This window comes from Xanthomonas sacchari, from assembly GCF_024266585.1.
Classification (GTDB): Bacteria; Pseudomonadota; Gammaproteobacteria; order Xanthomonadales; family Xanthomonadaceae; genus Xanthomonas_A; species Xanthomonas_A sacchari_C.
In genome coordinates this window covers 1,932,569-1,958,916 of the sequence record NZ_CP100647.1, presented here as the reverse complement: position 1 = coordinate 1,958,916, position 26,348 = coordinate 1,932,569, and the positions used below count along the sequence as shown (strand labels likewise).

The 26,348-nt window shown below is 69.2% G+C and carries 29 protein-coding genes; 23 read left to right on the top strand and 6 right to left on the bottom strand.

All coding sequences use genetic code 11. The features are described 5' to 3' along the window. The first annotated feature begins 234 nt into the window (after window positions 1-234). The 3 genes from NKJ47_RS07885 to murU all read left to right on the top strand — a co-directional run bounded on the left by NKJ47_RS07885 (window position 235) and on the right by murU (window position 2,328). Complete coding sequence (locus NKJ47_RS07885) at window positions 235-504, top strand: GlsB/YeaQ/YmgE family stress response membrane protein (protein WP_010344083.1); 270 nt, start codon at window positions 235-237, stop codon at window positions 502-504. Between the two features lie 73 nt (window positions 505-577). After that, entirely contained in the window at window positions 578-1,606 is a 1,029-nt protein-coding gene (locus tag NKJ47_RS07880; protein WP_254460927.1) for an aminoglycoside phosphotransferase family protein, read from the top strand. Continuing rightward, complete coding sequence (murU, locus tag NKJ47_RS07875; protein ID WP_254460926.1) at window positions 1,603-2,328, top strand: N-acetylmuramate alpha-1-phosphate uridylyltransferase MurU; 726 nt, start codon at window positions 1,603-1,605, stop codon at window positions 2,326-2,328. Before NKJ47_RS07880 ends, murU begins: the two co-directional genes overlap by 4 nt. A gap of 171 nt (window positions 2,329-2,499) precedes the next feature. Here murU and hda read toward each other — a convergent pair whose 3' ends face one another. Genes hda through NKJ47_RS07860 form a run of 3 tightly spaced genes read right to left on the bottom strand, consistent with a single transcriptional unit; the run spans window position 2,500 to window position 5,497 of the window. Further along, a complete protein-coding gene (gene hda, locus NKJ47_RS07870) occupies window positions 2,500-3,231 on the bottom strand; it encodes a DnaA regulatory inactivator Hda (protein ID WP_254460925.1) in 732 nt (243 codons plus the stop codon). Continuing rightward, complete coding sequence (locus NKJ47_RS07865; RefSeq protein WP_254460924.1) at window positions 3,228-4,397, bottom strand: AI-2E family transporter; 1,170 nt, start codon at window positions 4,395-4,397, stop codon at window positions 3,228-3,230. The genes hda and NKJ47_RS07865 overlap by 4 nt, the downstream gene beginning before the upstream one ends. After that, window positions 4,394-5,497 (bottom strand): DUF2066 domain-containing protein, encoded by a 1,104-nt coding sequence (locus NKJ47_RS07860; protein ID WP_429002501.1) that lies wholly within the window; start codon window positions 5,495-5,497, stop codon window positions 4,394-4,396. Before NKJ47_RS07860 ends, NKJ47_RS07865 begins: the two co-directional genes overlap by 4 nt. 106 nt (window positions 5,498-5,603) lie before the next feature. On the opposite strand from NKJ47_RS07860, the gene purM reads away from it, so the two are divergent. The 4 genes from purM to NKJ47_RS07840 all read left to right on the top strand — a co-directional run bounded on the left by purM (window position 5,604) and on the right by NKJ47_RS07840 (window position 9,079). Next, window positions 5,604-6,662: a phosphoribosylformylglycinamidine cyclo-ligase gene (purM, locus tag NKJ47_RS07855; RefSeq protein ID WP_254460923.1), complete on the top strand. Its 1,059-nt coding sequence runs from the start codon at window positions 5,604-5,606 to the stop codon at window positions 6,660-6,662. A gap of 157 nt (window positions 6,663-6,819) precedes the next feature. Beyond that, window positions 6,820-7,473, top strand: coding sequence for a phosphoribosylglycinamide formyltransferase (purN, locus tag NKJ47_RS07850; protein WP_254460922.1), 654 nt, complete (start codon window positions 6,820-6,822; stop codon window positions 7,471-7,473). Between the two features lie 65 nt (window positions 7,474-7,538). Then, window positions 7,539-8,393 (top strand): DUF3108 domain-containing protein, encoded by an 855-nt coding sequence (locus NKJ47_RS07845; protein WP_254460921.1) that lies wholly within the window; start codon window positions 7,539-7,541, stop codon window positions 8,391-8,393. Between the two features lie 2 nt (window positions 8,394-8,395). Next, window positions 8,396-9,079, top strand: coding sequence for a DUF3108 domain-containing protein (locus NKJ47_RS07840; RefSeq protein WP_254460920.1), 684 nt, complete (start codon window positions 8,396-8,398; stop codon window positions 9,077-9,079). Window positions 9,080-9,501: 422 nt separating this feature from the next. On the opposite strand, the gene NKJ47_RS07835 is transcribed toward NKJ47_RS07840, so the two are convergent. From NKJ47_RS07835 to NKJ47_RS07825, 3 genes are read right to left on the bottom strand one after another with little or no spacing between them, the layout of a single operon-like run. After that, window positions 9,502-9,816 (bottom strand): EF-hand domain-containing protein, encoded by a 315-nt coding sequence (locus tag NKJ47_RS07835; protein WP_254460919.1) that lies wholly within the window; start codon window positions 9,814-9,816, stop codon window positions 9,502-9,504. Beyond that, window positions 9,813-11,087 carry a UDP-N-acetylglucosamine 1-carboxyvinyltransferase gene (murA, locus tag NKJ47_RS07830; RefSeq protein ID WP_254460918.1) on the bottom strand — a complete coding sequence of 425 codons (1,275 nt, stop codon included), beginning with the start codon at window positions 11,085-11,087 and terminating at the stop codon, window positions 9,813-9,815. The genes NKJ47_RS07835 and murA overlap by 4 nt, the downstream gene beginning before the upstream one ends. 46 nt (window positions 11,088-11,133) lie before the next feature. Next, window positions 11,134-11,376 carry a BolA family protein gene (locus NKJ47_RS07825; protein WP_254460917.1) on the bottom strand — a complete coding sequence of 81 codons (243 nt, stop codon included), beginning with the start codon at window positions 11,374-11,376 and terminating at the stop codon, window positions 11,134-11,136. Between the two features lie 52 nt (window positions 11,377-11,428). On the opposite strand from NKJ47_RS07825, the gene NKJ47_RS07820 reads away from it, so the two are divergent. The 16 genes from NKJ47_RS07820 (at window position 11,429) to NKJ47_RS07745 (ending at window position 26,219) form a co-directional block, all read left to right on the top strand. Next, on the top strand, window positions 11,429-12,430 hold the full coding sequence (locus tag NKJ47_RS07820) for a KpsF/GutQ family sugar-phosphate isomerase (RefSeq protein ID WP_254460916.1): 1,002 nt from the start codon (window positions 11,429-11,431) through the stop codon (window positions 12,428-12,430). Window positions 12,431-12,520: 90 nt separating this feature from the next. Continuing rightward, window positions 12,521-13,069: a KdsC family phosphatase gene (locus NKJ47_RS07815; RefSeq protein WP_254460915.1), complete on the top strand. Its 549-nt coding sequence runs from the start codon at window positions 12,521-12,523 to the stop codon at window positions 13,067-13,069. Further along, window positions 13,066-13,632 carry an LPS export ABC transporter periplasmic protein LptC gene (lptC, locus tag NKJ47_RS07810; RefSeq protein WP_254460914.1) on the top strand — a complete coding sequence of 189 codons (567 nt, stop codon included), beginning with the start codon at window positions 13,066-13,068 and terminating at the stop codon, window positions 13,630-13,632. Before NKJ47_RS07815 ends, lptC begins: the two co-directional genes overlap by 4 nt. After that, window positions 13,610-14,194 (top strand): lipopolysaccharide transport periplasmic protein LptA, encoded by a 585-nt coding sequence (lptA, locus tag NKJ47_RS07805; protein ID WP_254460913.1) that lies wholly within the window; start codon window positions 13,610-13,612, stop codon window positions 14,192-14,194. Before lptC ends, lptA begins: the two co-directional genes overlap by 23 nt. Next, window positions 14,194-14,913 carry an LPS export ABC transporter ATP-binding protein gene (gene lptB, locus NKJ47_RS07800; protein WP_019799410.1) on the top strand — a complete coding sequence of 240 codons (720 nt, stop codon included), beginning with the start codon at window positions 14,194-14,196 and terminating at the stop codon, window positions 14,911-14,913. The genes lptA and lptB overlap by 1 nt, the downstream gene beginning before the upstream one ends. 41 nt (window positions 14,914-14,954) lie before the next feature. Further along, window positions 14,955-16,418, top strand: a complete 1,464-nt coding sequence (locus tag NKJ47_RS07795) for an RNA polymerase factor sigma-54 (protein WP_254460912.1) — start codon at window positions 14,955-14,957, stop codon at window positions 16,416-16,418. Between the two features lie 56 nt (window positions 16,419-16,474). After that, the gene (hpf, locus tag NKJ47_RS07790; protein WP_254460911.1) at window positions 16,475-16,792 is read left to right on the top strand and encodes a ribosome hibernation-promoting factor, HPF/YfiA family; all 318 of its coding nucleotides are present in this window, start codon (window positions 16,475-16,477) and stop codon (window positions 16,790-16,792) included. 21 nt (window positions 16,793-16,813) lie between these two features. Further along, a complete protein-coding gene (locus tag NKJ47_RS07785) occupies window positions 16,814-17,266 on the top strand; it encodes a PTS sugar transporter subunit IIA (protein WP_254460910.1) in 453 nt (150 codons plus the stop codon). Next, on the top strand, window positions 17,263-18,213 hold the full coding sequence (gene hprK, locus NKJ47_RS07780; protein ID WP_254460909.1) for an HPr(Ser) kinase/phosphatase: 951 nt from the start codon (window positions 17,263-17,265) through the stop codon (window positions 18,211-18,213). The genes NKJ47_RS07785 and hprK overlap by 4 nt, the downstream gene beginning before the upstream one ends. After that, window positions 18,210-19,088, top strand: a complete 879-nt coding sequence (gene rapZ, locus NKJ47_RS07775) for an RNase adapter RapZ (RefSeq protein WP_254460908.1) — start codon at window positions 18,210-18,212, stop codon at window positions 19,086-19,088. The genes hprK and rapZ overlap by 4 nt, the downstream gene beginning before the upstream one ends. Window positions 19,089-19,355: 267 nt before the next feature. Next, a complete protein-coding gene (locus tag NKJ47_RS07770) occupies window positions 19,356-19,748 on the top strand; it encodes a PTS sugar transporter subunit IIA (protein ID WP_254460907.1) in 393 nt (130 codons plus the stop codon). Further along, entirely contained in the window at window positions 19,741-20,010 is a 270-nt protein-coding gene (locus NKJ47_RS07765) for an HPr family phosphocarrier protein (protein WP_010344110.1), read from the top strand. Before NKJ47_RS07770 ends, NKJ47_RS07765 begins: the two co-directional genes overlap by 8 nt. A gap of 58 nt (window positions 20,011-20,068) precedes the next feature. Continuing rightward, window positions 20,069-21,784: a phosphoenolpyruvate--protein phosphotransferase gene (ptsP, locus tag NKJ47_RS07760; RefSeq protein ID WP_254460906.1), complete on the top strand. Its 1,716-nt coding sequence runs from the start codon at window positions 20,069-20,071 to the stop codon at window positions 21,782-21,784. A gap of 228 nt (window positions 21,785-22,012) precedes the next feature. Then, a complete protein-coding gene (locus NKJ47_RS07755) occupies window positions 22,013-22,804 on the top strand; it encodes an RHS repeat-associated core domain-containing protein (protein WP_254460905.1) in 792 nt (263 codons plus the stop codon). Window positions 22,805-23,578: 774 nt separating this feature from the next. Then, window positions 23,579-24,937: a magnesium transporter gene (mgtE, locus tag NKJ47_RS07750; protein ID WP_254460904.1), complete on the top strand. Its 1,359-nt coding sequence runs from the start codon at window positions 23,579-23,581 to the stop codon at window positions 24,935-24,937. Between the two features lie 463 nt (window positions 24,938-25,400). After that, window positions 25,401-26,219, top strand: a complete 819-nt coding sequence (locus tag NKJ47_RS07745) for a prolyl oligopeptidase family serine peptidase (RefSeq protein ID WP_254460903.1) — start codon at window positions 25,401-25,403, stop codon at window positions 26,217-26,219. Window positions 26,220-26,348: the final 129 nt, after the last annotated feature.

Sequence of the window (26,348 nt, the reverse complement as noted above, 5' to 3'; positions counted from 1 at the left end):
TTGGGGATTGGGGATTGGCGAAGCCGGTTTCCTGAGTACCTGATTCGCCCCCCTGTTTGCGGTGGGAGAGGCGTCGGCTCCGACGCGGCGCCTTTCCGATAGTGTCATCGCTACGTGGCGCGGCCGGCCTTGCATCGGCCGTGCCGCCTGCGCCGCGCGCGCAAGCATCGACGCCAGCACGGTCGATCTGGCACGATCCGACGCTGATCCCCCTCCGTGTCCGGAACGCTCTCCATGCACACTCTGTTCGGCAGCGACAGCTGGCTCTACATCATCCTGGTGGGCTTCGTGGTCGGCCTGCTGGCGCGCTTCCTCGGCCCCAGCAGCGGACGTTCCGGCTGCCTGTTCACGGTGCTGCTGGGCATCGCCGGTGCGCTGCTGGCCGGCTGGTTCGGCCACTACATGGGCTGGTACAGCCGCGGCGAGCCGGCCGGCTTCCTCGGCGCACTGCTCGGCGCCATCGCCCTGCTCGCGCTGTTGCGGCTGTTTTCCAGCAAGCGTTGAGGCGCGCCGCGCCGCTCGCCACGGCGGCGGCGCACGTTTACGCTGTGCGGCTCGTTTCCGCCGCAGCCTGCCGATGAGCGCCAGTCCTTCCGTTCCCGATGTCCTTGCGGCGCGCGCCGCACACCGCCTGGCCTGGGCCCGCACGACCCTGGACGATGCGCAGGCGACGCTGGAGCGCGCCTCGGTGGATGCCGGCCAGCGCAGCTACTGGCGCAGTCACGGCGGTGGCGCCAGCCGCATCGTGATGGATTCGCCGCCGGACCTGGAAGACGTGCGGCCGTGGCTGCGCATGCACGCCCTGCTGCGCGCCGGCGGCGTGCGCGTGCCGGCGATCCTGGCGCAGGACGTGGACGCCGGTTTCCTGCTGCTGGAAGACCTGGGGCAACCGACCCTGGCGCAAAGTCTGGACACGACCACGGCCGACGCGCACTTCGAGGCCGCGCTCGGCCAGTTGCTGCGCCTGCAGGCGATCGCGCCGCCGCCGGGCATGGGCGTGTTCGGCGAGGCGCTACTGCAACGCGATGCCGGGCTGTTCGAGGACTGGTTCCTGCAACGCCACCTGGGGATCCGCCTGGATGACGACGAACGCGCGGCCCTGCATGGGGCGCAGCGCCAGCTCATGGACAACGCGCTGGCGCAACCGCAGGTGCTGGTGCATCGCGATTTCATGCCGCGCAACCTGATGCCGGCGGCCGACGGCCCGGCGGTGCTGGATTTCCAGGACTGCGTGGTCGGGCCGGTGGCCTACGACCCGGTGAGCCTGTTCAAGGACACCACGGTGAGCTGGCCACTGGCGCAGGTGGATGCGTGGCTGGCCAGCTACCACGCACGCGCGCTGCAGGCCGGGATCCCGGTGCCGCCGCTGGCGCAGTTCCTCCGCGATGCCGAGTGGATGGGCATCCAGCGCCACCTGAAGAACCTGGGTATCTTCGCGCGGCTCAACTACCGCGACGGCAAGGGCTGGTACCTGGACAACGTGCCGCGCTTCATCGCCTACCTCGACGAGGCGCTGCCGCGGCACCCCAGCCTGCAGCCGCTGGCGCAGTTGCTGCAGACGCGGATCAAGCCGGCCCTGGCGCAGCGCGCGGCGGCCGGCGCATGAAGGCGCTGATCTTCGCCGCCGGCCTCGGCGAGCGCATGCGGCCGCTGACCACGCACACGCCCAAGCCGCTGCTGACGGTGGGCGGCACGCCGCTGATCGTCTGGCATCTGCGCAAGCTCGCCGCGCTGGGTGTGCGCGAGGTGGTGATCAACACCTCCTGGCTGGCCGAGCAGTTCCCGCAGACGCTCGGCGACGGCGGCGCGTTCGGGCTGCGCATCGCCTATTCCTACGAAGGCGCCACGCCGCTGGAAACCGGCGGCGGCATGCTGCACGCGCTGCCGCTGCTCGGCGAGGCGCCGTTCCTGCTGGTCAACGGCGACATCTGGACCGACTTCGATTTCGCCCGGCTGGCGCCCGAGCCGCCCGGCCTGGCGCAACTGGTCCTGGTGGACCCGCCGGCCTATGCCGCACATGGCGATTTCGCCCTGCAGGACGACGGGCGCGTGCACAACACCGGCGCACCGCTGCTGACCTATGCCGGCATCGGCATGTACCGCCCCGCCCTGCTGCGCGACTGGCAGACCATCGCCGCCCCGGCGCCCACCGCGCCCGGCACGCCGCCGCGCTTCTCGGTGGTGCCGCTGCTGCGCGCGCAGGCCGAGCAGGGCCAACTCCATGGCCTGCGGCATCGTGGGCGCTGGACGGATGTGGGGACGCCGCAGCGGTTGGCGGAATTGGAGCTGGGAATGGGGAATCGGGAGTCGGGAATGGGGAAAAGCTGAGTCGCGAGAGCTGAAGCAGTACCCAGAAGCTGGAAGAGTAAAAAGCAGCTTGCAATCGATGCACTGCTTGCCGCTGCGGACAACGATGGTAGCGGGGGCAGGATTTGAACCTGCGATCTGTGGTGGGCGACGACGCATGCCGGGATTGAGGCTGCCGAAGCTCGCGGGAACTCAGCTTTTCCCCACTCCCAATTCCCCACTCCCGATTCCCAGCCCCTCCAGCACCCTACGCAAAAACGGCACCGTCACCCGTCGCTGCGCCGCCAGCGATTCGCGGTCCAGGCGTTCCAGCAGGCCGATCAGGCCGGCCAGGTCGCGGCCGGCATGGGTCAGCAGCCAGTCGATCGCCGCGTCTTCCAGCACCAGGCCGCGGCGCTGGGCGCGCTCGCGCAGCACCGCGGCGCGGCCGGCGTCGTCCAGCGGCGCCAGGGCGATGCGGGTGCACTGCGCCAGCCGCGAGCGCAGGTCCGGCAGGCTGAGCGCCAGGCCGTCGGGCATCGCCTGGGCGGTGTACAGGAGGGTCACCCCGGCGCTGCGCGCGCGGTTGTGGAAATCGAACAGCGCCACCTCGTCCTCGCGCTGCCCGGCGATCGCTTCCAGCCCGTCGAGCGCGACCAGGTCGCGTCCTTCCAATGCTTCCAGCGCGTCGCGCAGGCGCCCGGCGGCGGCCTGCAGCGGCAGGTAGGCGGCGCTGCGCCCGGCCTGTTCGGCCGCCGCGCACAGCGCCAGGGCCAGGTGGGTCTTGCCGGTGCCGGCGGGGCCGGACAGATACACCCAGTCGTCGGCGGCGCCGTCGGCGACCGCCTGCAACTGCGCCAGCAGCCCGGCCGGCGCGCCCAGGTAGCGGTCCAGGCGCTGTTCCGGCGGATAGCGCAGGGCCAGCGGCAGTTGCGGCACGCTCACGGCTGCTCGGGGCTGCGCGGCGGCAGTTCGATGATGGTGGTGCGCTCGGTGACGGTGTCCAGCAGGATCGCCGACTTCTCGCCCGCATACAGATCGCTCTGCCGGTACTGCTCGTGCAGGTAGTGCAACAGCACGTTGGCCACCGCCGCCACCGGCAGCGCCAGCAGCATGCCGAGGAAGCCGAACAGCTGGCCGCCGGCCATCACCGCGAAGATCACCGCCACCGGGTGCAGGCCGATCTTGTCGCCGACGATGCGCGGGGTCAGCACGTAGCTCTCCAGCAACTGGCCGACGGTGAACACCACGCCGACCAGGATCAGCAATTGCAGGTCCAGGCCCTTGGCCTGCACCAGCGCGGCCAGCACCGCCAGCAGGATGCCGGTGGTCGCGCCCAGGTAGGGGATGAAGCTGATCAGGCCGGCGACGATGCCGATCAACAGGCCGAGCTTGAGCCCGACCAGGGTCAGGCCGCCGGCGTAGATCACCCCCAGCGCCAGCATCACCAGGAACTGGCCGCGGATGAACGCGCCCAGCACCTCGTTGGACTGCTGCGCCAGGCGGGTGATCGTGCCGACGTGGTTGCGCGGGATGGTGATCGCCACGCGCGCGACCAGCAGGTCCCAGTCGCGCAGGAAGTAGAAGGTCAGGATCGGCAGCAGCACCAGGTTGACCACCCAGGTCACCATCGCGAACCCCGAGCGCGACAGGTAGCCGAAGAAGGTCGCGGCGACGCCGCCGGCCTGCTGCCAGTGCCCGCGGATCCAGTCGATCAGCCGCTCCGGGTCCAGCCAGCCCATCAGTTCCAGCCCGGTCTTGTGCTCGGCCCAGGGGATCGCGGTGCCGATGAACCAGTCGCGCGCCTGCGGCAGCACGTCGATGAAGGTGACGATCTGCCGTTCCAGCATCGGCACCAGGATCACCAGTGCCAGCACCAGCAGCAGCACCATCAGCACGAACACCAGGGTCACCGCCATGTTGCGCGAGCGCCCGGCGCGTTCCAGCCGGTCCACCAGCGGGTCGCCGAGCCAGCCGAGCAGCAGCGCCAGCACGAACGGGGTCAGGATCGGCGCCAGCAGCCATACCACCCACAGCACGCCGAAGATCACCGCCGTCCATTTCAGGCGGCGCAGGAACAGCGCGATCTCGGCTTCGGGCGACAAGGTCATTTCAGGCGGTACTCCGTGGGTTCGCTGGTGAGGATCACCGGACCCTCGACCGGCGCCACCACCGGCTGCAGCGCGGCGTCCGGGCCGAGCATGCGGTTCAGCCCGGACACGCCGCTGAGCAGGTCCAGGTCCAGCTCCAGGCGATCGCCGTCGGCGCGGATCGGCACGATGCGCCGCACCACCGAGGCGTTCTGCAGCGCGGCGGACGCGCGCAGGTAGTCGTCGGCGTTGCGGATGCCGGTGATCACCACCCGGTAGATCCCGGCCGGGCCGGCGCTGACCGCCTTGGCGTAGCGCTTGACCAGGGCGTCGGCGGCACCGTCGGCGCCGCTGGCCATGGCGCGGCGCGCGTCGGCGTCGCTGGCCGACCAGGTCGACAGCACCTTGCCGCCGTCCACGAAGGTCCAGTCGGCGGTCCAGCCGCCGGCCTTGCCGCGGTACAGCTTGCCGATCAGCTGCATCGGCGGGCTGTAGCGCGACGAGGCGCTGGCCACCGCCGCGGTGTCCTGGCGCCAGATCGCGCCGGCCAGGGCCTGCTCGGCGGCGTTGCCGGTGGGCAGGCCGAGGCGGAAGCCGCGCTCGATCGCGCGGTCGAGCAGGCTGCGCGCGGCGTTGGACTGTTGCACGCCGACCAGGCGCGGGCCGCTGCCGTCGTCGATGGCCAGCCACACCACCGGCTTGGGCCGCGGCTGCGGCCACACCGGCAGGCCCAGCGCCGCGGCCAGCCCGTCCACGTCCTGCGGGCGGAAGCGCGCCACCAGGATGGTGCGGAAGGTCGGCGCGCCGCTCGGCGAGGTGCCCTGGTCCTGGCGGTAGTCGAAGGTATCGACCAGGTTCTTGGCGTTGCGCAGCGCCTGGGTCACCCCGGGCCGCGACATCACCCCCTTGTCGCCGGAGATCTTGCCCAGTACCACGCCGAGCGCGCGGGCCAGGGCGCCGTTGCGGTCGGCCTCGCTCTGGCTGTTGACCGGCACCTCGGCGTCGTAGGGACCGGTAGCGCCGGCCACGTCGCCCTCGGTGCGCAACTCGGCCTGGGCCAGGGCGGTCGCGGCGGGCAGGCACAGTGCGAAAGACAGGAGGAAGGCAAGGCTGCGGCGCATGAAGAGTCCAATACTCGGCGTATCCGGGGCGAATTGTTGCCCGAATGCGGGCCTAGCGCCAATGCGGCCTGTTAAAATCGCCGCCTTTCCGCCGACCCCGCCGCCCGTGACCACTTCCCAGCCCCCCGCCGCCGCCCCGTTGACCTACCGCGACGCCGGCGTCGACATCGATGCCGGCAACGCCGTCGTCGAACGCATCAAGCCCCTGGTCAAGCGCAGTTTCCGCCCCGAGGTGATGGGCGGGCTGGGCGGCTTCGGCGCGCTGTTCGACCTGTCCGGCAAGTACCGCGAGCCGGTGCTGGTGTCCGGCACCGACGGCGTCGGCACCAAGCTGAAGCTGGCGCAGCAGCTCGGCCGCCACGACACGATCGGCATCGACCTGGTCGGCATGTGCGTCAACGACGTGCTGGTGCAGGGCGCCGAGCCGCTGTTCTTCCTGGACTACTTCGCCACCGGCAAGCTCGACGTGGAGACCACCGTGGCGGTGGTCGGCGGCATCGCCCGCGGCTGCGAACTGGCCGGCTGCGCGCTGATCGGCGGCGAGACCGCGGAAATGCCCGACATGTACCCGCCGGGCGAATACGACCTGGCCGGCTTCACCGTCGGCGCGGTGGAGAAGTCGCAGCTGCTCGACGGCGCCCGGGTGCGCCAGGGCGACGTGCTAATCGGCATCGCCTCCTCCGGCCCGCATTCCAACGGCTACTCGCTGATCCGCCGCATCTACGACCGCGCCGGGCGCCCGGCCGAGCTGCAGGTCGGCGGCGTGGCCCTGGCCGACGCGCTGATGGCGCCGACCGCACTGTACGTCAAGCCGATCCTGTCGCTGCTGCGCGAACAGGGCGAGGGCATCCACGCCATGGCGCACATTACCGGCGGCGGCCTGACCGAGAACATCATCCGGGTGATCCCGGACGGCCTGGGCCTGGACATCCGCGCCAGCGCCTGGACCCTGCCGCCGGTGTTCGACTGGCTGCAGCGCGAAGGCGCGGTGGCCGACAGCGAGATGTGGCGCACCTTCAACTGCGGCATCGGCTTCGTGCTGGTTGCCGCGCCCGAGCAGGCGGCCGCGCTGGAACGCAGCCTGGACGCCCTGGGCCTGGCGCACTGGCAGATCGGCGCGGTGGTGGCCGCCGCGGACGCCGGCGAACGCGTGCACATCGGCTGAGCCGCGTGGCGGCGGCCAAGCGCGCCTGGCGTGCCGCGTGCCGGTTCGGCGCGGCGCGGCCGGCAGCGGCGTTCCCGTCCGACACGGTGTCGGGCCGGCGGCCTCTGCGGGCGCGGCACCGTCCGTCCGCCATTGCCCAGCCCCGGACTTCCGCCCGATGACCCTCCGTCTCGCTGTGCTCGCCTCCGGCCGCGGCTCCAACCTGCAGGCCATCCTCGCCGCGATCGCCGCCGGCACCCTCGATGCCGAGGTGGTCGGCGTGTTCGGCGATCGCCCCGCGGCGCCGGCGCTGGCGATGGTGGCACCGGACCGGCGCTGGGCGGCGCCACCCAAGGCCTTCCCCGACCGCGCCGCGTTCGACCAGGCGCTGGGCGACGCCGTCGCCGCGGTGCGGCCGGACTGGGTGGTCTGCGCCGGCTACATGCGCATTCTCGGCGCCGGCATCGTGCAGCGCTTCAGCGGGCGCCTGCTCAACATCCACCCCTCGCTGCTGCCCAAGTACCGCGGCCTGCACACGCATGCGCAGGCCCTGGCGGCCGGCGACGCCGAGCACGGGGCCAGCGTGCATTTCGTGGTGCCGGAACTGGACGCCGGCGCGGTGATCGCGCAGGTACGGGTGCCGGTGCAGGCCGGCGACGGCCCGGACGATCTGGCGCAGCGCCTGCTGCCGCGCGAACACCGGCTGCTGTGCGCGGTGCTGCGGCTGGCCGCGGCGGGCCGCCTGGCTGAACGGGACGGCAAGGTCTGGCTGGACGGTCAGTGCCGGTTTAGTCCGCTGCGCCTAGATTGCGACGACGTGCTGCTTCCCTGAATGCGCTGCGGCACCTGTCCGCGGCCTCTTCCCCTCCTCCCCTCCCGCTCACGCCAGCCGATCCCATGAAGCTCGCTCCGCGTCCGTTCGCCCTCCTCGTCGCGTCCGGCCTCGGCCTGCTGGCGCCCATCGTCGGTGCGCAGGTCGTACCGGCGCCCACCGCGCCGCCGGCGCCGCAGACCGCGCCCGCCCCGACAACGCCCGCCACCGGCACACCCGCGCCGGCCGCGGTCGCGCCGCCGGCGCTGCCCGCCGAAGCCTGGACGCCGCCGCCGCTGCAGCCGTTCGTGGCCACCTACGACGCCCTGTACAAGGGCAAGCCGGCCGGCGACGCGCGCATGGACGTGGTGCACACCGGCGGCGACCAGTGGCGGGTCGACCTGGGCGTGCACGGCCGCAGCGGCTTCGCCAGCATCCTCGGCCTGAACATCGAGCAGAGCACGGTGTTCACCGTGCAGGACGGCCGCTATGTGCCGCAGAGCCAGAGCACGGTCAAGAAGGCGGTGTTCTTCGGCAAGAAGGTCACCGGCGTGTACGACTGGAAACAGGGCGTGGCGCGCTGGGACGGCGACCTGAAGAAGGACCGGCAGGCGCCGATCCCGCTGCAGCCCGGCGACCAGAGCGCGCTGCTGCTCAACCTGTCGCTGATGCGCGATGCGCAGCCGGGCAAGACCATGACCTACCGCTTCGTCGACGTCGGCCGGGTGCGCGAACATGTGTACCGCGCCGCCGACCAGACCGAAACCGTGCAGGTCGGCGACATCAGCTACGACGCACTGCGGGTGTCGCGCACCAATGGCGGCCGCAATGAGACCATCCTGTGGATCGCCAACGGCGTGCCAACGCCGGTGCGCATCCTGCAGCGCGAAGACGGCGAAGACCGCATCGACCTGCGCCTGACCGAATACCAAGGAGCCTGACCATGACCCGCATCGCCCGCCCGCTGACCGCCCTCGCCGCCGCCCTGCTGGCCACGGCCAGCCTGCCCGCCCTGGCCCTGGAGCCGTTCACCGCGGACTACCAGGCCAGCTACATGGGCATGCAGGCCAACGGCGTCATGACCCTGGCCAAGGAAGGCGGCAACCGCTGGCGCTACAGCCTGGCGATCAAGAACCAGGTCGCCGACCTCAGCCAGAGCACCGTGTTCGAGGAAAAGGGCGGGCAGCTGCGTCCGCTCAGCAGCGACGACCGCTCGGTGTTCCTGATCAAGAAGAAGGCGGTGACCGCCAACTACGACTGGAGCACCGGCCAGGCGACCTGGGGCGGCGACCTCAAGGCCGACCGCCGCGGCCCGGTGAAGCTGCAGCCGGGCGACATGGACGCGCTGCTGATCAATCTGGCGATCGCGCGCGACGTCAATGCCGGCAAGACCCCGAGCTACCGCATGGTCGACGAGGGCCGCGCCAAGCCGATGACCTACCGCGTCGCCGGCAAGGAAGCGGTCACCGTCAACGGCAAGACCGAGCAGGCCACCAAGGTCAGCCGCACCGATGGCTCCAAGGAAATCGTCGCCTGGATCGTGCCGGACATGCCGGTGCCGGTGCGCATCCTGCAGCGCGAGAACGGCCAGGACGCGCTGGACCTGACCATCAAGGCGTTGCGCTGAAGAGCCGGGATTGGGGAATGGGGATTGGGGAATCGTGAAAGCAGCTCCCCGCCCGCGATCGTTCCCGTGTGAGGGCCGGCATTGGGGAATCCGGATTGGGGAATCGCAACAGCGGCTCCCCGCCCGGGTTTTTCCCATGAGGAGCGGCTTCAGCCGCGACGCGGCGAGCCGGAATTCGGGATTCGGGATTGGGGAATCGCAACAGCAATTCCCTGCCCGTGGTGCTTCCCATGTGGGAGGGGCTTCAGCCCCGACGCGCGGATGCGCATCGTCTTGCGCAAACCAGCTGGCGAGTTGCAGCAGACCCCAAACGGCGCGCGTCGACTCCTATCCACGGCACATGGAGCGTGACGACAGGCCTTGCCTCTCTCTACCGCACTCCCTACGCGGGCGCCACTTAGGCGGCGCCCTGCCCCTGGCCCTTACTTCTTCTCCGCCGGCGCAGCCTTGAAGGTGGTGCGGCAATCCACGCGGATCTGCGCACCCGTGCTGCGCCAGTAGAACGTGCTGCACTCACGCGGGCCGTTCTGGGTGCGGCTGACGCCGACCGCGTAGAACGACTGCCAGATCTCGTCGCGGGTGACCTGGCCGTCGCCGTTCCAGTCCATGTCGCGCTCCTCGATGCCCTGGGTGATGGCGATGCCGGTGTACCAGGCATAGCCGACCCAGGCCAGCAGCACCACCACGATCGCCAGCAACATCTTGCGCCGGCGGCTGAAGCGGCCACTGAGGATCATGCGACGCGCCGGATGGACGCGCCCAGCGCCCCCAGCTTCTCCTCGATGTTCTCGTACCCCCGGTCCAGGTGGTAGATGCGGTCGATGGTGGTGTCGCCGTCGGCGACCAGGCCGGCCAGGATCAGCGAGGCCGAGGCGCGCAGGTCGGTAGCCATCACCGGCGCGCCGCTGAGCCGCTCGCTGCCGCGCACGATCGCGGTATGCCCTTCGATCTGGATGTCCGCGCCCAGGCGCAGCAGTTCGTTGACGTGCATGAAACGGTTCTCGAAGATCGTTTCGTTGATCACGCCGACGCCGTCGGCCACGCAGTTGAGCGCCATGAACTGCGCCTGCATGTCGGTGGGGAACGCCGGATACGGCGCGGTGGTCAGGCTGACCGCGCGCGGGCGCTTGCCGTGCATGTCCAGGCGGATCCAGTCCTCGCCGGTCTCGATGCTGGCGCCGGCCTCGGTGAGCTTGTCCAGCACCGCATCGAGGGTGTCGGCGCGCGCGCGGCGCACGGTGACGCTGCCGCCGGTCATCGCCGCGGCGACCAGGAAGGTGCCGGTCTCGATGCGGTCCGGCAGCACCGCGTGACGGCCGCCGGACAGGCGCTCCACGCCGTGCACGACGATGCGCGAAGTGCCCGCGCCTTCGATCTTCGCGCCCAGCGCGATCAGGCAGTCGGCCAGGTCGCTGACCTCCGGCTCCATCGCCGCGTTCTCCAGCACGGTGGTGCCTTCGGCCAGGGTCGCGGCCATCAGCACGTTCTCGGTGCCGGTGACGCTGACCATGTCGAACACGTAGCGGCCGCCCTTGAGCCGGCCATTGCTGCTGGCCTTGATGTAGCCGTTCTCGACGCTGATCTCCGCGCCCAGCGCCTGCAGGCCCTTGATGTGCTGGTCGACCGGCCGCGAGCCGATCGCGCAGCCGCCCGGCAGCGACACTTCGGCCGCGCCGAACTTGGCCAGCAGCGGGCCCAGCACCAGGATCGAGGCGCGCATGGTGCGCACCAGCTCGTATGGGGCAACGTGCTGGTGGACCTTGCGCGGGTCGACGGTGATTGCGCTGCCGCGCGACAGCGTGCCCTCGTCGATGGTGACTTCCGCGCCCAGCTCGCCGAGCAGCTTCACCGTGGTGATCACGTCGTGCAATTGCGGCACGTTGGTGATCTCCACCGGCGCATCGGCCAGCAGGGTCGCGCAGAGGATCGGCAGCACGGCGTTCTTGGCGCCGGAAATGTTCACTTCACCGTGCAGCGCGCTGCCGCCGGTCACTACGATTTTGGCCATGGGTCTCGTGGGGGAAGGGAAAAGGGGGAAACGGACGCGCAGCGGCTCAACCGGCCGCGCGCTCGGCCTGCTCGGGGGTCAGGGTGGTCAGCGCCAGCGCGTGGATGGCGCCGCCCATCAGCTCGCCCAGGGTGGCGTAGACCATGCGGTGGCGCGCCAGCGGCAGCTTGCCGGCGAAGGCGTCGCTGACCACGGTGGCCTCGAAGTGCACGCCGTCGTCGCCCTGCACCTGCACGCGCGCGCCAGGCAGGCCGGCCTCGATGAGTTTACGGATGGTTTCGGCGTCCACCGGGCTTTCCTAATAAAATGATCGGCCATTCTACCCTCCGACCGGCACCCGCATGGATGTATCGCCCCTGTCTCCCGCTGCGCCCGACGACGCCGGCCTGGTCGCTAGCGGCCGCCGCGTGGTCGAGATCGAGCAGGCCGCGCTGGCGGCGGTGGGCGCCCGCATCGGCGCCGACTTCGCCGCCGCCTGCCGGTTGATCCTGGGTTCGCGCGGGCGCGTGGTCGCCACCGGCATGGGCAAGTCCGGCCACGTGGCGCGCAAGATCGCCGCCACCCTCGCCTCCACCGGCACGCCGGCGTTCTTCGTGCATCCGGGCGAGGCCGGGCACGGCGACCTGGGCATGATCACCGACGCCGACGTGGTGCTGGCGCTGTCCTACTCCGGCGAGTCCGACGAGATCCTGATGCTGCTGCCGGTGCTCAAGCGCCAGGGCAATGCGGTGATCGCGATGACCGGCCGCGCGCAGTCCACGCTGGCGCGCGAGGCCGACCTGCACCTGGACGTCAGCGTGCCGGCCGAGGCCTGCCCGCTGGACCTGGCGCCGACCTCCAGCACCACCGCCTCGCTGGCGCTGGGCGACGCGCTGGCGGTGGCGCTGCTGGACGCGCGCGGCTTCACCGCCGACGACTTCGCCCGCTCGCACCCGGCCGGCAGCCTCGGCCGCCGCCTGCTGCTGCACATCACCGACGTCATGCACGGCGGCGACGAACTGCCCAAGGTGCGCGAGGACGCCAGCCTCAGCGAAGCGCTGGTGGAGATGAGCCGCAAGCGCCTGGGCATGACCGCGGTGGTGGACGCCGACGACCGCCTGCTCGGGCTGTTCACCGACGGCGACCTGCGCCGCGCCCTGGACAGCGCGCTGGACGTGCGCCAGACCCGTATCGCCGAGGTGATGACCCGGCAGCCGCGCACCATCGGCGCCGACCAGCTCGCCGCCGAGGCCGCGCGGCTGATGGAAACCCACCAGATCAACGGCCTGATCGTGGTCGACGCCGCCGGCCGCGCGGTCGGCGCGCTCAACATTCACGACCTGTTGCGCGCCAGAGTGGTTTAACAGGCTGAACCCGTTCACTGCCCACCGGCGCCCCCACGCCGCGGGCCCTGGCCGCTGGAAAGCCGGCCTCCCCGCCCCGATATCCGAACCATGCCCTATTCCCCGCTGGCCGACCTCCCCGCCGACCTGATCGACCGCGCCGCCCGGATCCGCCTGGCGTGCTTCGACGTCGACGGCACGCTGACCGACGGCCGCCTGTACTACGACCGCGACGGCAACGAGAGCAAGGCCTTCAACGTGCTCGACGGCCAGGGCCTGGTGCAGCTGCGCCGGCACGGCATCGACGTGGCGCTGATCACCGCGCGCCCCAGCCTGGCCGCGGAGAAGCGCGGCCAGGAGCTGGGCCTGCTGGTGCAGATCGGGGTCAAGGACAAGCGCGCCGGCGTGCAGGCGCTGTGCGACGCGCGCGGCATCGGCCTGGAGCAGGTCTGCTTCATGGGCGACGACCTGCCCGACCTGGCGCCGCTGCGCGTGGTCGGCCTGGCGGTGGCTCCGGCCAACGCCCACCCCTGGACCGCCGAACACGTGCACTGGACCACCCGCGCCCGCGGCGGCGAAGGCGCGGCGCGCGAACTGTGCGACGTGCTGCTGGCCGCCCAGGGCCACGTCCCCTCGCTGCTGCAGGAGCATGGCGCATGAACTGGCGCACCACCCTCGGCGGCCTGCTGCTGGTCGGCGCGCTGATCAGCGGCTGGTCGGCCTGGAACCAGCGCAGCAAGCCCACCCGCAATCCGTCCGACGAAGCCAGCGTGGACTACATCGCCCGCGACTTCGAGATCGTCAGCCTGGACAAGCAGGGCAAGGAAGCGATGACCCTGCGCGCGCCGCAGATGCAACGCAGCCGCGCCGACCAGACCCTGTCGATCGTGACCCCGCTGTTCCTGCTGCCCGACGCCAACGGCCAGCACTGGGAAATGCGCAGCAAGACCGGCTGGGTCAGCGCCAATGGCGACGAACTGCGCCTGCGCGACGACGTCGCCGGCGACAGCCCCAAGGTGCCCAGCATCCCGCCCACCACCTTCCGTACCCAGAGCCTGGACGTGTTCCCGCAGACCAACAGCGCGCGCACCGCCGACCCGGTCACGATGACCCGGCCCGGTATGATGCAGACCGGCGTCGGCTTCCAGGTCGACTTGAAATCCCGGCAGTACAAGCTCCTTTCACAGGTCAAGACACGCTATGAACCGAACGCTGCCCGCTAAGCTCGCACTGCTCGCCCTGCTGCTGCCCGCACTGGCGATGGCCAAGTCGTCCGATCGCAACCAGCCGATGGATATCACTTCCGCCAGCCAGAGCGGCAACATGCTCGACGACGACGGCAAGATCCGTTACACGGGCAATGTCGTCATCATCCAGGGCACGCTCGAAATCCATGCCGACACCGCCGACCTGTTCAAGAAGAACGGCGACATCGATCGCGTCGTGCTGACCGGCAAGCAGGCCACCTTGAAGCAGGAACTGGACGACGGCTCGCCGATGGACGCGGTCGCGGACAACATCGACTACAAGGTGCCCACCGACACGGTGATCCTCACCGGCAATTACCGCATGACCTCGCCCAAGGGCACCAACGCCGGCCAGCGCATGGTCTACAACACCAAGACCGGCGACATGCAGGGCGGTGGCGACGGCACGCGCGTGCACACCGTCATCCAGCCGAAGAATGCCGCCGCAGCGCCGGCCGCCGCGCCCGCGAACAACGCCAAGCCCGCCGCCAAGCCGGCCGCGACGCCCGCCAAGCCGGCCAAGCAAGGAGGCAAGTGATGCTGCTCGCCGAAGGCCTGCGCAAGCGCTACAAGCAGCGCGAAGTGGTGCGCGACTTTGCGCTGACCCTGGAAGCCGGCGAAGTGGTCGGCCTGCTCGGCCCCAACGGCGCCGGCAAGACCACCTGCTTCTACATGATCGTCGGCCTGGTCGACGCCGATGCCGGGCGCATCGTGCTCGACGGCAACGACATCACCGCGCTGCCGATGTACAAGCGCGCCAAGCTCGGCGTCGGCTACCTGCCGCAGGAACCGTCGGTGTTCCGCAAGCTCAGCGTCGCCGACAACATCCGCCTGGTGCTGGAACTGCGCGAGGATCTGGACGCCGCCGGCCAGGAACGCGAACTGGTGGCGCTGCTGGACGAACTGCAGATCAGCCACGTCGCCGACCAGCTCGGCGCCAGCCTCTCCGGCGGCGAGCGTCGCCGTTGCGAGATCGCCCGCGCGCTGGCCGCCAAGCCGCGGCTGATGCTGCTCGACGAACCCTTCGCCGGCGTCGACCCGATCTCGGTCGGCGAAATCCAGCGCATCGTCACCCACCTCAAGCAGCGCGGCATCGGCGTGTTGATCACCGACCACAACGTGCGCGAAACCTTGGGAATCTGCGACCGGGCGTATATCCTCAACGAGGGCAGTGTGTTGGCGCAGGGGGCGCCGGAAGCACTGCTGGCCAACAGCGACGTGCGCCGCGTCTACCTCGGGGAAACCTTCAGGCTCTGACCGCGCGCGCCGGCTACGCTCCTTCCGCGCTCGGGACAGGCATGAAAGCACGGCTGCAGACATCGCTGGGACAGCACCTGGTCATGACGCCGCAGTTGCGTCAGGCGATCAAGCTGTTGCAGATGTCCAGCGCCGAGCTGGAAGTGGAAATCGCCGAGGCGGTGGAGAGCAACCCGCTGCTGGAATGGTCCGAGGACGCCGCACCGGCGTTCGAACGCGGCGATGGTGCCGACCACGGCCATGATCACGACCACGCGCCGAGCGAGGCGCGCAGCGGCGACGATGGCGACCGCGGCGATGTCGCGCCTTCCAGCGACGGCGCCGACTGGAACGAAGCCGAACCGGCCTGGAGCGGCGGCAGCGGCGGTTCGTTCGACGACGACGACCTGGGCAGCGCGGCCGAACGCGTGGCCGAGCCGGACACCCTGATCGACCACCTGCTGTGGCAGTTGCACCTGTCGCCGCTGTCCCCGCGCGACCGCAGCATCGGCGCGGCGCTGATCGACGCGCTCGACGACGACGGCTACCTGCGCGAGCCGCTGGCCGCGATCGCCGAGACCCTGCGCCCGGACATCCTCGCCGACGAAGACGAGATCGGCACCGTGCTGCACCAGATCCAGCGCTTCGATCCGGCCGGCATCGCCGCGCGCACCCTGGGCGAGTGCCTGACCCTGCAACTGGACACGCTGCCCGAGGACACGCCCGGGTTGGCGCTGGCGCGCACCATCGCCAACGGCCCGCTGGAGCGGCTGCCGCGCAGCGGCGTGGCCGGGCTGGCCCACGAACTCAAGCGTCCGGCGGCCGAGGTCGACACCGCGGTCGCGCTGCTGCGCTCGCTGGACCCGCGCCCGGGCAAGCAGATCGGCGAGCTCGGCAGCGATACCTACGTGGTGCCGGACTGCGTGGTCTGGCGCCAGCGCGGGGTCTGGCATGCGGCGCTGTCGGCGCACGCCCAGCCCAAGGTCACCATCCACCGCGGCTACGAACGGCTGATCCGCCAATGCGGCGAAAGCGACGCCGGCTACCTGCGCGGCCAGTTGCAGGAAGCGCGCTGGCTGCTGAAGAGCCTGGAGGCGCGCGGCGAGACCCTGCTCAAGGTGACCCGCTGCCTGCTCAAGCAGCAGGCCGGCTTCCTGGAGTTCGGCGAACAGGCGCTGCGGCCGCTGACCCTGCGCGAGATCGCCGGCGAACTTGGCCTTCACGAAAGCACCATCTCGCGCGCCATCGCCCGCAAGTACGTGCGCACCCCGCGCGGCACCATCCCGCTGCGCGCCTTCTTCGCCTCGGGCATCGACACCGACAGCGGCGGCGAGGCCTCCAGCACCGCGATCCAGGCGATGATCCGGCGGCTGATCGATGCGGAGAATCCGCGCAAGCCGCTTTCTGACGCCAAGCTGGCCGACCTGCTGAAAAGTGCCGGCGTCCCTGTAGCGCGCCGCACCGTGGCGAAGTATCGTGAGGCCATGAACATTTCCGCCTCCCACGAACGCGTCCGGATCGGCTAGCGACGGCAGTGGCGGCAATGGTTCATAGGTGTGAAACCCGAACCAAGGAGTATCCGATGCGTATCGAGACCTACGGCCAGCAGATCGAAGTCACCCCCGCCCTGCGCGAGTACGTGGAGACCAAGCTGCAACGGCTGAAGCGACACTACGAGGAAACCATCGAGGTCCGCGCCCAGCTGGCGCTGCGCAAGCCCGAGCATCACGTCGAGGCCACCGTCAACGTCCCCGGCCGCACCCTGCACGCCGACGCCAGCGCGCAGACCATGTACGCGGCGATCGACCTGCTCGCCGACAAGCTGGACCGGCTGATCATCAAGCACAAGGAAAAGAAGCACGACCACCATGCGGCCGAGGTGCGCGACAATCTCGCGTGATCCTCCCCACGTTGCGCCGCCATGCCCTTGACCGATCTGATGGCGGCCGTCAGCACCCAGGTGCTTGCGGCCGCCGATCGCGACACCCTGCTGCACACCGCCGCCGGCCTGCTGGCCTGCCAGCAGGCCGGTGCCGATGAACTCTTCGCCAGCCTGCGCGAGCGCGAACGGCTCGGCAGCACCGCCATCGGCCACGGCATCGCCATCCCGCACGGCCGCGCGCCGGACCTGGACGCCCCACGCGGCGCGCTGCTGCGCTTGCAGCAGCCGATCGATTTCGACGGCCAGGGCACCCAGGTCGACCTGGTCTTCGCCATGGCCGTGCCGGCGCACTACACCCACCAACACCTGATGCTGCTGTCCGAACTGGCCGAGCAGTTCTCCATCGAGGAATTCCGCGACGCCCTGCGCAATGCGCCGGACGCCGCCGCACTGTATGCGCTGCTCGGCGGCGCGCCACGGGCCGCCGCATGAACACCAGCATCGACGCACGCGAACTGTTCGACCAGCAGCGCGACCGCCTGGGCCTGCGCTGGCTGGCCGGGCACAAGGGCGAACACCGGGTGCTGGAGGCCGGCAATGCGGTCTCGCGGCGTCCGTCGCTGGCCGGCTATCTCAACACCATCTACCCCAACAAGGTGCAGATCCTCGGCACCGAGGAACTGGCCTGGCTGGATTCGCTGGACGCGCGCCAGCGCTGGGAAACCATCGAGAAGATCGTGCAGGTGCGGCCGCTGGCGCTGGTGGTCACCAAGAACCAGTCGTGCCCGGAAGACCTGCGCGCGGCCGCCGACGAATCCGATACGCCGCTGTGGGTCTCGCCCAAGCGCGGCCACGAACTGCTCAACCACCTGTCCTACCACCTGGCACGGACCCTGGCGCCGCGCGTGATCCTGCATGGCGTGTTCATGGAGATCTACTCGATCGGCGTGCTGATCACCGGCGAGGCCGGCTCGGGCAAGAGCGAGCTGGCGCTGGAACTGCTCAGCCGCGGCCATCGCCTGGTCGCCGACGACGCCCCCGAATTCACCCAGATCGCCCCGGACGTGCTCGACGGCACCTGCCCGGAACTGCTGCAGGACCTGCTGGAGGTGCGCGGACTGGGCGTGCTGAACGTGCGCGAGATGTTCGGCGATACGGCTGTAAAGAAGAACAAGTACCTTCGGCTCATCGTGCACCTGACCCGGCCCATGACCGAGCCCACGCCCCACGGCTACGAGCGCCTCACCGGCGATTCCGGCACCCGCCACGTGCTGGACCTGGACGTGCCGCTGATCACCCTGCCGGTGATGCCCGGCCGCAACCTGGCGGTGCTGACCGAGGCGGCCACACGCCTGCACATCCTGCGCACCAAGGGCATCGACCCGGCGGCGATGTTCATCGCCCGCCACAGCAACCTGCTGGAGCGGCGCAGCCCATGACCGCCGGCGCCAATATGTCCACGCTGGTCATCGTCAGCGGCCTGTCCGGCTCCGGCAAGTCGGTGGCGCTGAAGACCTTCGAGGACCTGGACTACTACTGCGTCGACAACCTGCCGGTGGAACTGCTGCCGGCCTTCGTCAAGAGCCTGGTGCGCGAGGATGCCGGCCCCAGCAAGCTGGCGGTGGGCATCGACGTGCGCAGCCGCCACAGCGACCTGACCCAGCTCGCGCGCTGGCGCGAGGCGGTGGCGCAGTTCGGCCTGGACGCACGGTTGCTGTTCTTCGACGCCAACGACGAGGCGCTGATCAAGCGCTACGCCGACACCCGCCGGCGCCATCCGCTGTCGCACCAGGGCCTGTCGCTGCCGGAGGCGATCGAGCGCGAGCGCGCGCTGACCGAGCCGCTGCGCCGCGAGGCCGATGCGGTGATCGACACCAGCTCGCTCAACGTGCACCAGCTGCGCCGGCGGGTCACCACCGAGTTCGCGCTGTCCGCCGAGAACACCCTGTCGCTGCTGTTCGAGTCTTTCGCCTACAAGCGCGGCGTGCCGGCCGAGGCGGATTTCGTGTTCGATGCGCGGGTGCTGCCGAACCCGCACTGGGACCCGGAACTGCGTCCGATGACTGGCCGCGACAGCGGCGTGCGCGACTACTTGGACGCGCAACCGGACGTGCAGCGCTACACCGCGCAGCTGATCGACTTCCTGGACACCTGGCTGCCGCGGCTGCGCAACGACACCCGCAGCTACGTCACCATCGCCTTCGGCTGCACCGGCGGCAAGCACCGCTCGGTGTACCTGGCCGAACGCCTGGCCCGCCACGCCCGCGAACAGGGCTGGCCGGAAGTGGCGACCTTCCATCGCGAGCAGGATTGATCGAAAGCCGGGATTGGGGATTGGGGATGGGCGCGTCTGCGCGCGCTGTGGCGCAAGCGCGGCGCGCGAATCTGTAGACGAATCGCGGCCCCCGCATTTCCGTAGGAGCGGCTTCAGCCGCGGCCATGCCCCGTCGCATCGCGGCTGAAGCCGCTCCTACAGGCCACCTGCCTCGGCGCGCGCAGACGCGCTCACCCCCACGTTCGAATCGCCAATCCCGGCTTCCGGCCATTCCCTGCGCCCTGCCTGACCTGTTAACGTTCTCCCATGGCTTGCGGCATTCTCCTCATCACTCATCCCGGAATCGGTGCGTCGCTGTTGCGCGTGGCCACCGGACTGCTGCGGCAGTTGCCGCTGAAGACCGAAGCGTTCGAGGTGCCGTTCGATGCCGACCTGGATGCGCTGCTGCCGCAGGCCTCGGCCGCGTTGCGGCGGGTGGACGATGGCGATGGCGTGCTGGTGGTGACGGATCTGTACGGAGCCAGCCCGAGCAACCTCGCCGCGCGGCTGGCGCGCCTGGGCACGCCGGTACGGCGCGTCTCGGCATTGAGCCTGCCGATGCTGCTGCGGATCATGAACTACCCCGAACAAGGACTGGAGCAGTTGCCCGCGACGGCCGCCGCCGGCTCGCGCAACGGCGTGGTGATCGACGATGCTTGAACGCGAACTGCTGGTCTCCAACCGCCTCGGCCTGCACGCCCGCGCCACCGCCAAGCTGGTGCAGACGCTGTCTTCGTTCCGCTGCAACGCCACGCTTGCGGCCAAGGGCCGCGAGGTCAACGCCAAGAGCATCATGGGCGTGATGCTGCTGGCCGCCGCGCAAGGCACGCCGGTGACGGTGCGGGTGGACGGCGCCGACGAAGCCGAGGCGCTCAAGGCCGTGGTCGACCTGTTCGAGCGGCGCTTCGACGAGGACAGCTGAGCATGCGCCGCCGGCGGCCGCAGGCAGGGACGCGGTGCCGCCGCACGGGGCAGGCGCAATGAGCGTGCGCATCGCCGGCCATGGCGCATCGCGCGGCAATGCCCTGGGCCGGGCGCGGGTGCGCCTGCCGCACGCGTTGGAGGTGGCCGAGCAACGCATCGGCGCCGCGCAGATCCCCGGGGAACTCGATCGCCTGCACCGCGCGGTGGATGCCGCGCGCGAAGAGATGCACGGCCTGCGCCAGCGCCTGCACGGCGCCCTGGCCAAGGAGGTCGGCGAATTCCTCGACCTGCACGCGCTGCTGCTCGACGACCCGGAACTGCTGCACGGCCTGGACGAACTGATCCGCACCGGCCGCTACAGCGCCGACTACGCGCTGCGCCTGCAGCGCGACCGCCTGGCAACCGTGTTCGACGACATGGAGGACGCCTACCTCAAGAGCCGCATGGACGACCTGGACCATGTGATCGGGCGGATCCATGCGTTCCTGCAGAAGCGCCAGCCGGACAGCGACGGCCTGGCCGGCGAGATCCTGGTGTGCGAGAACGTGGCGCCGTCGGAGCTGGCGCAACTGCAGGCGCAGGGCGTGGTCGGCATCGTCACCAGCGCCGGCAGCACCCTGTCGCACAGCGCGATCCTGGCGCGCAGCCTGCACCTGCCGCTGGTGGTCGGCGTCGCCGATGCGTTGCAGAAGATCAACGACGGCGACGTGCTGATCATCGACGGCAGCCAGGGCGCGGTGCTGGTCGACCCGACCCCGGACGACCTGCGCGACTACCGCAGCCGCGTGCGCGACCAGGCCAAGCTGCAGCGCAGCCTGGGCAAGCTGCGCTCCAAGCCCAGCCGCACCCGCGACGGCGTGGACATCACCCTGCTGGCCAACGCCGAGTCGCGCGACGACGTGGCCCGCGCGCATGCGCTCGGCGCCGACGGCCTGGGCCTGTACCGCACCGAGTTCCTGTTCCTGCAGCGCGACGCCCTGCCCGACGAGGAAGAGCAGTTCCGCACCTACCGCGACGCGGTGCTGGGCATGAGCGGCCGGCCGGTGACCATCCGCACCCTCGACCTGGGCGCGGACAAGGCCGACCGCACCGGGCTGACCATGAGCAACGAAGAAAACCCGGCGCTGGGGCTGCGCGGCGTGCGCCTGTCGCTGGCCCGGCCCAAGGTCTCCGACACCCAGTTGCGCGCGCTGCTGCGCGCCTCGGCCTACGGGCCGGTGCGGGTGCTGGTGCCGATGATCAGCACGCGCGAGGAGCTGATGGCGATGCGCCGCCATCTCAAGCGCATCGCCGCGCAGTTGCGCCGCGACGGCCACGCCATCGCCGAGCGGGTAACGCTCGGCGCGATGATCGAGGTCCCCGCGGCGGCGATCGCCCTGGACACCTTCATCGACGCCATCGACTTCCTGTCGATCGGCACCAACGACCTGGTGCAGTACCTGCTCGCCGCCGACCGCAACAACGAGGCGCTGGCCGAGCTGTATTCGCCGCTGCATCCGGCGGTGCTGCGCCTGATCGCGCAGGTGATCGCCACCGGCCAGGCGCATGGCAAGCCGGTGGCGGTGTGCGGCGAGATCGCCGGCGACCCCGCGCTGACCCCGATGCTGCTGGCGCTGGGGCTGCGCGAGTTCAGCCTGCACCCGGCGACGATGCTGGAAGTGCGCCAGGTGATCCGCGACACCGACCTGCAGGCGCTGCGTCAGCGCGGCATCAAGCTGCTGCAGGCGCGCGACCGCAAGGGCATCGAGCGCTGGCTTGCATGTGCCACTTAGAAATGCGAAGACATCCTTAATACCTAAAAATTTCTTGCCAATAAATCGAAACTTCCGATTTTCAGGATCACCCCATGTGCTCACGCTGCAATTGGATTGCAATTTTCATACTAAACGCATTCCCATTATTCGCATCAGCACAAACAGTGCACTACATCCACACAGATGCATTGGGCTCAATCGTGGCCATTTCAGATAAAGACCGAAACACCACGGAACGCCGCGACTATGAACCCTTTCGGCTCGCTTCTCAACCCACAGAAAGCCGATGGCCCCGGCTATACCGGTCATGTCGAAGATGCGACCACCGGCCTTACATACATGCAGCAACGTTACTATGATTCCGGCATAGAACGATTTTTGTCAATTGACCCAGTAATGACTCGGCAAAATGGAGCCAACTTCAACAGATATGCCTATGCAGCAAACAATCCCTTCTCAGCGATCGATCCGGATGGACGTTATGTATGCAAGGGAAGCAAAGAACTATGCACGGGTATAAGAAAGGCGCTCCGCTCAATCGCACAATCGGCTCGCGCACAGACCGGCACCCTGATCAAAGACGCCCGATCCGCCGCTGTGGCTAATTTCTACGGGAAGGAAGGCGTAGACAATGGCGTTGCGGTAAATGACACCGACATAGAAGCGTATGGAAAGGCCGAAACAATCGGCTCCACCACCACCGTCTCATTCAACATGTCAGCAATCAAAAGCATGAGTGATCGCGATACGAGTGCGCAAAACATACTAGACGCGACCGCACTCCACGAGGGATCACATGGAGTCGATCAACGCGAGCGACTGAAAAGGGGCCTTGATCCGATGACCAACAGTCGCAAGGAACTACTCAGAGGCGAGTACCGAGCATATCGAGCGGAAGCTGCTTATCATGAGTCCCTGCAGGTCCGATCACCATGGGGCTTTTGGGAGCCAGGCACAGGGCGCAACGAAAGCGATATCAGTGAACAAGCAAAAGCTAGTGTAGAAACAACCTGCAACCTTGGAAAGTGCGAGCCATGAAAAGCCTAGCACTAACTTACCTATTGATGGCCACCACCCCACATCACGCGCCCGCACAAATCTGCCAAGATTCCACTTCAGACATTTCAGTCCATCAACTGATAACGAACCCATCCTGGGACCAAGAGATCACCATAGCAGGCTGCTATCTTGGAACCAGACACGGCGTCTCCATCCAGGATTGTGAAAAAAAACCCGGATCTGGCTTGTGGCTTGAATTCGCAGAAAACCTAAAAACCACGACTTTAGTCAGAAAATTTCGGAAATCGGCATTCAGACAACCAGCGCTTCATGGAGCAAGCAATCCACTCCCCATTCGAGTGAAGGGCCGATTGGTAAAACGGGATACCCACGTACCAGGAGGAACGGTATTGCTGATTACTCAAATTATTTGCTTCACACCTTTATCGGAAAATAAAGGATGAGCCACTGCACGCCGGACGCGATGCAGCCAATCTGAATCAACCCAGCGCAGACCGCCTGCAGGAAATCCAGTTACAACCTGAAGCCGGCGAACTCTTATTTCACGTACTGATTCCATCACTGTATAGTGGCGCGGCAGGCATCATCTGATGGAAAAGCATGCTCTGCCGCTCTCACAACAAAGCACAGCACCGCAGGCTCTGACGATACCGCGCGCGATCCCAACTCACGAAGTCCTGGCGCCAGTCGACGGGCACTGTGCTTCCCGCAACATGCAGGCGATAATGTGGGGATGAACATCTGACCGACCGCGTTTCTTCGGAGCGCGGCCTCACCCCAAGGGAGCAGCGCATGGCCGACGCCGTCCGCCACGACAAGACCGCGCGGCAGCTACGCATGCTGTCCGATGCGCTGGACAGCGGGCGTCTGGGCCCGGTGCGCCGACTGGTCAATACGCTGGCGCCGGCCGAGATCGGCAACCTGCTGGAGTCGCTGCCGCCGGGCAAGCGCGAGGTGGTGTGGGGGCTGGTCGATCCGGAGGACGACGGCGAGGTGCTGGTCCACGTCGGCGAGGAAGTGCGCGAGAGCCTGCTCGCGGACATGGACCCGGACGAAATCGTCGCCGCGGTCGAAGACCTGGACATCGACGACCTCGCCAACCTGGTCGAGGATCTGCCGGACACGGTCATCGACGAAGTGCTCAAGTCGATGGACCGCGAGAACCGCGAGCGGCTCGAGCAGGTGCTGTCGTATCCCGAGAACAGCGCCGGCCGCCTGATGAACCCGGACGTGGTCACCGTGCGCGCCGACGTCAACGTCGACGTGGTGCTGCGCTACCTGCGCCTGCGCGGCGAGCTGCCTGACCACACCGACCACCTGTTCGTGGTCAGCCGCCGCCACCAGTACCTGGGGCGGGTGTCGCTGGCGGCATTGGTGACCCACGAGGACTCCACGCCGATCAACCGCCTGATCGACGACGAGCAGCCGGCCATCGACGTCGGCGAAGGCGCCGACGAGGTTGCGCGGCAGTTCTCCGACCACGACTGGATCTCCGCGCCGGTGGTGGACGACAACAACATCCTGCTCGGCCGCATCACCATCGACGACGTGGTCGACATCATCCGCGACCAGGCCGAGCACCAGGCGATGAGCGCGGCCGGCCTGGACGAGGACGAAGACCTGTTCAGCCCGGTGCGGCGCGCGTTCCGGCGCCGCCTGCTGTGGCTGACGATCAACCTGGGCACCGCCTTCATCGCCTCCAGCGTGGTCGGCCAGTTCGAAGGCACCATCGCCAAGTTGGTGGCGCTGGCCGCCCTGATGCCGATCGTGGCCGGCATGGGCGGCAACGCCGGCACCCAGGTGCTGGCGCTGATGGTGCGCGGCCTGGCCCTGGGCCAGATCGGCGCCTCCAACGTGATCGTGCTGCTGCGCAAGGAACTGTCGGTGGCGCTGATCAACGGTCTGGCGCTGGGCATCGGCCTGGGCCTGATCGTGCTGCTATGGTTCAAGCAGCCGCTGCTGTCGCTGGTGATCGGCTCGGCGCTGACCATCAACCTGCTCACCGCCGCGTTGGGCGGCGTGCTGGTGCCGCTGACGCTCAAGCGCCTGGGCTTCGATCCGGCGCTGGCCGGCGGGGTGATCCTGACCACGCTGACCGACGTGATGGGCTTCCTCAGCTTCCTCGGCCTGGCCACGCTGGTCCTGCTCTAGCGCGGCGGGCGCTCGCCGCGGGATTGCGCCGGTCGGCGGCATCGCGGAGACAGGAAGCGCCGGGGACAGGAGCGAACCGCACGCGGCCGCCGCCGCGGCGCGGAGGCGCCGACCTCGACGTACGTGAAAGGCCTCGACGCCATCCACGGTTGCGGCACCACGCAGCAGGCGCACGACACGGCGCCGCGGGAAGCAACGTCCGACGCCGTCATCGCCGCATCGGCAGGCCCGACCGGACGAGACGCACGCCATGCGCCGCGCCGCCAGGTCGACCGACCCGCAGCGCTCATCCCCAATCCCCAATCCCCGCCCCATTGCACGCCCTCCCTCGCCCGGGGTCAGCACCTGACGCGCTACCCCGCCACCGCCGCCGGCTGACTGGCGCATGTCCGCCGCCGCTGCCCGGGTTGTCGCGGGGATGCCCCGACCACGATACTGCGGGCTTACCATCCGAGGGCCGGCCATGTCGATGCGTTCGCTGCTGCTTCTGCTGTGTCTGTCGATGGTCGGATGCAGCAGCCTGCCCAGCGACCCGTCCACCGGCCACTTCGTCAGCCGCCAGCTCACCCTCGACGGCCGCGTCTATCGCTACCAGGTGTTCGTGCCGGCGCCGGCGCATCGCCAAGGTCCGGTGCCGGTGGTGCTGTTCCTGCACGGCTCCGGCGAGCGCGGCGACGACGGCCGCGACCAGACCACGTCCGGACTGGGCCCGTACCTGCGCCGCCACCTGGCCGATTTCCCGGCCCTGGTGGTGATGCCGCAGGTGCCCGACGGCGAGGAATGGAACGGCGTCAACGCGACCATGGCGCTGCAGGCGCTGGACGACAGCAGCGCCGAATTCAACGGCGACCCGCAGCGCACCTACCTGACCGGCATGTCGATGGGCGGCTACGGCACCTGGGAGATCGCTCTGAAGCAGCCGCAGCGCTTCGCCGCGCTGGTGCCGATCTGCGGCGCGATCCTGTCCCCGCACGAGGACCGCGAGTACCTGGTGGTGACGCCGGTGGCCTACCTGGCCGATCCCTACAGCGCGCTGGCGCAGCGCCTGCGGCACGTGCCGGTCTGGATCTTCCACGGCGCCCAGGACGACGTGGTGCTGCCGCACGACGACCGCAAGATCGTCCGCGCGTTCAAGAACCTCGACGCCGACGTGCGCTATACCGAGTACCCGCAGGGCAACCACAACGCTTGGGATGCCACCTACCGCGATCCCAAGATGTGGCAGTGGCTGTTCGCGCAGAAGCGCAGCGACGCCGCCACGCCGACCGCCGCCGACAACTGAGCCACCGGCCTGCGCTGCGCGCGCGTGCGCGACGGTGCAGCCGGCCAGGCCGCGCGCCGCCGGTCCTGGAGCACCGCTCAATGCAGCGGGATGCGTGCGACACCACCGGATGCTCGCGGCGCAACGTGC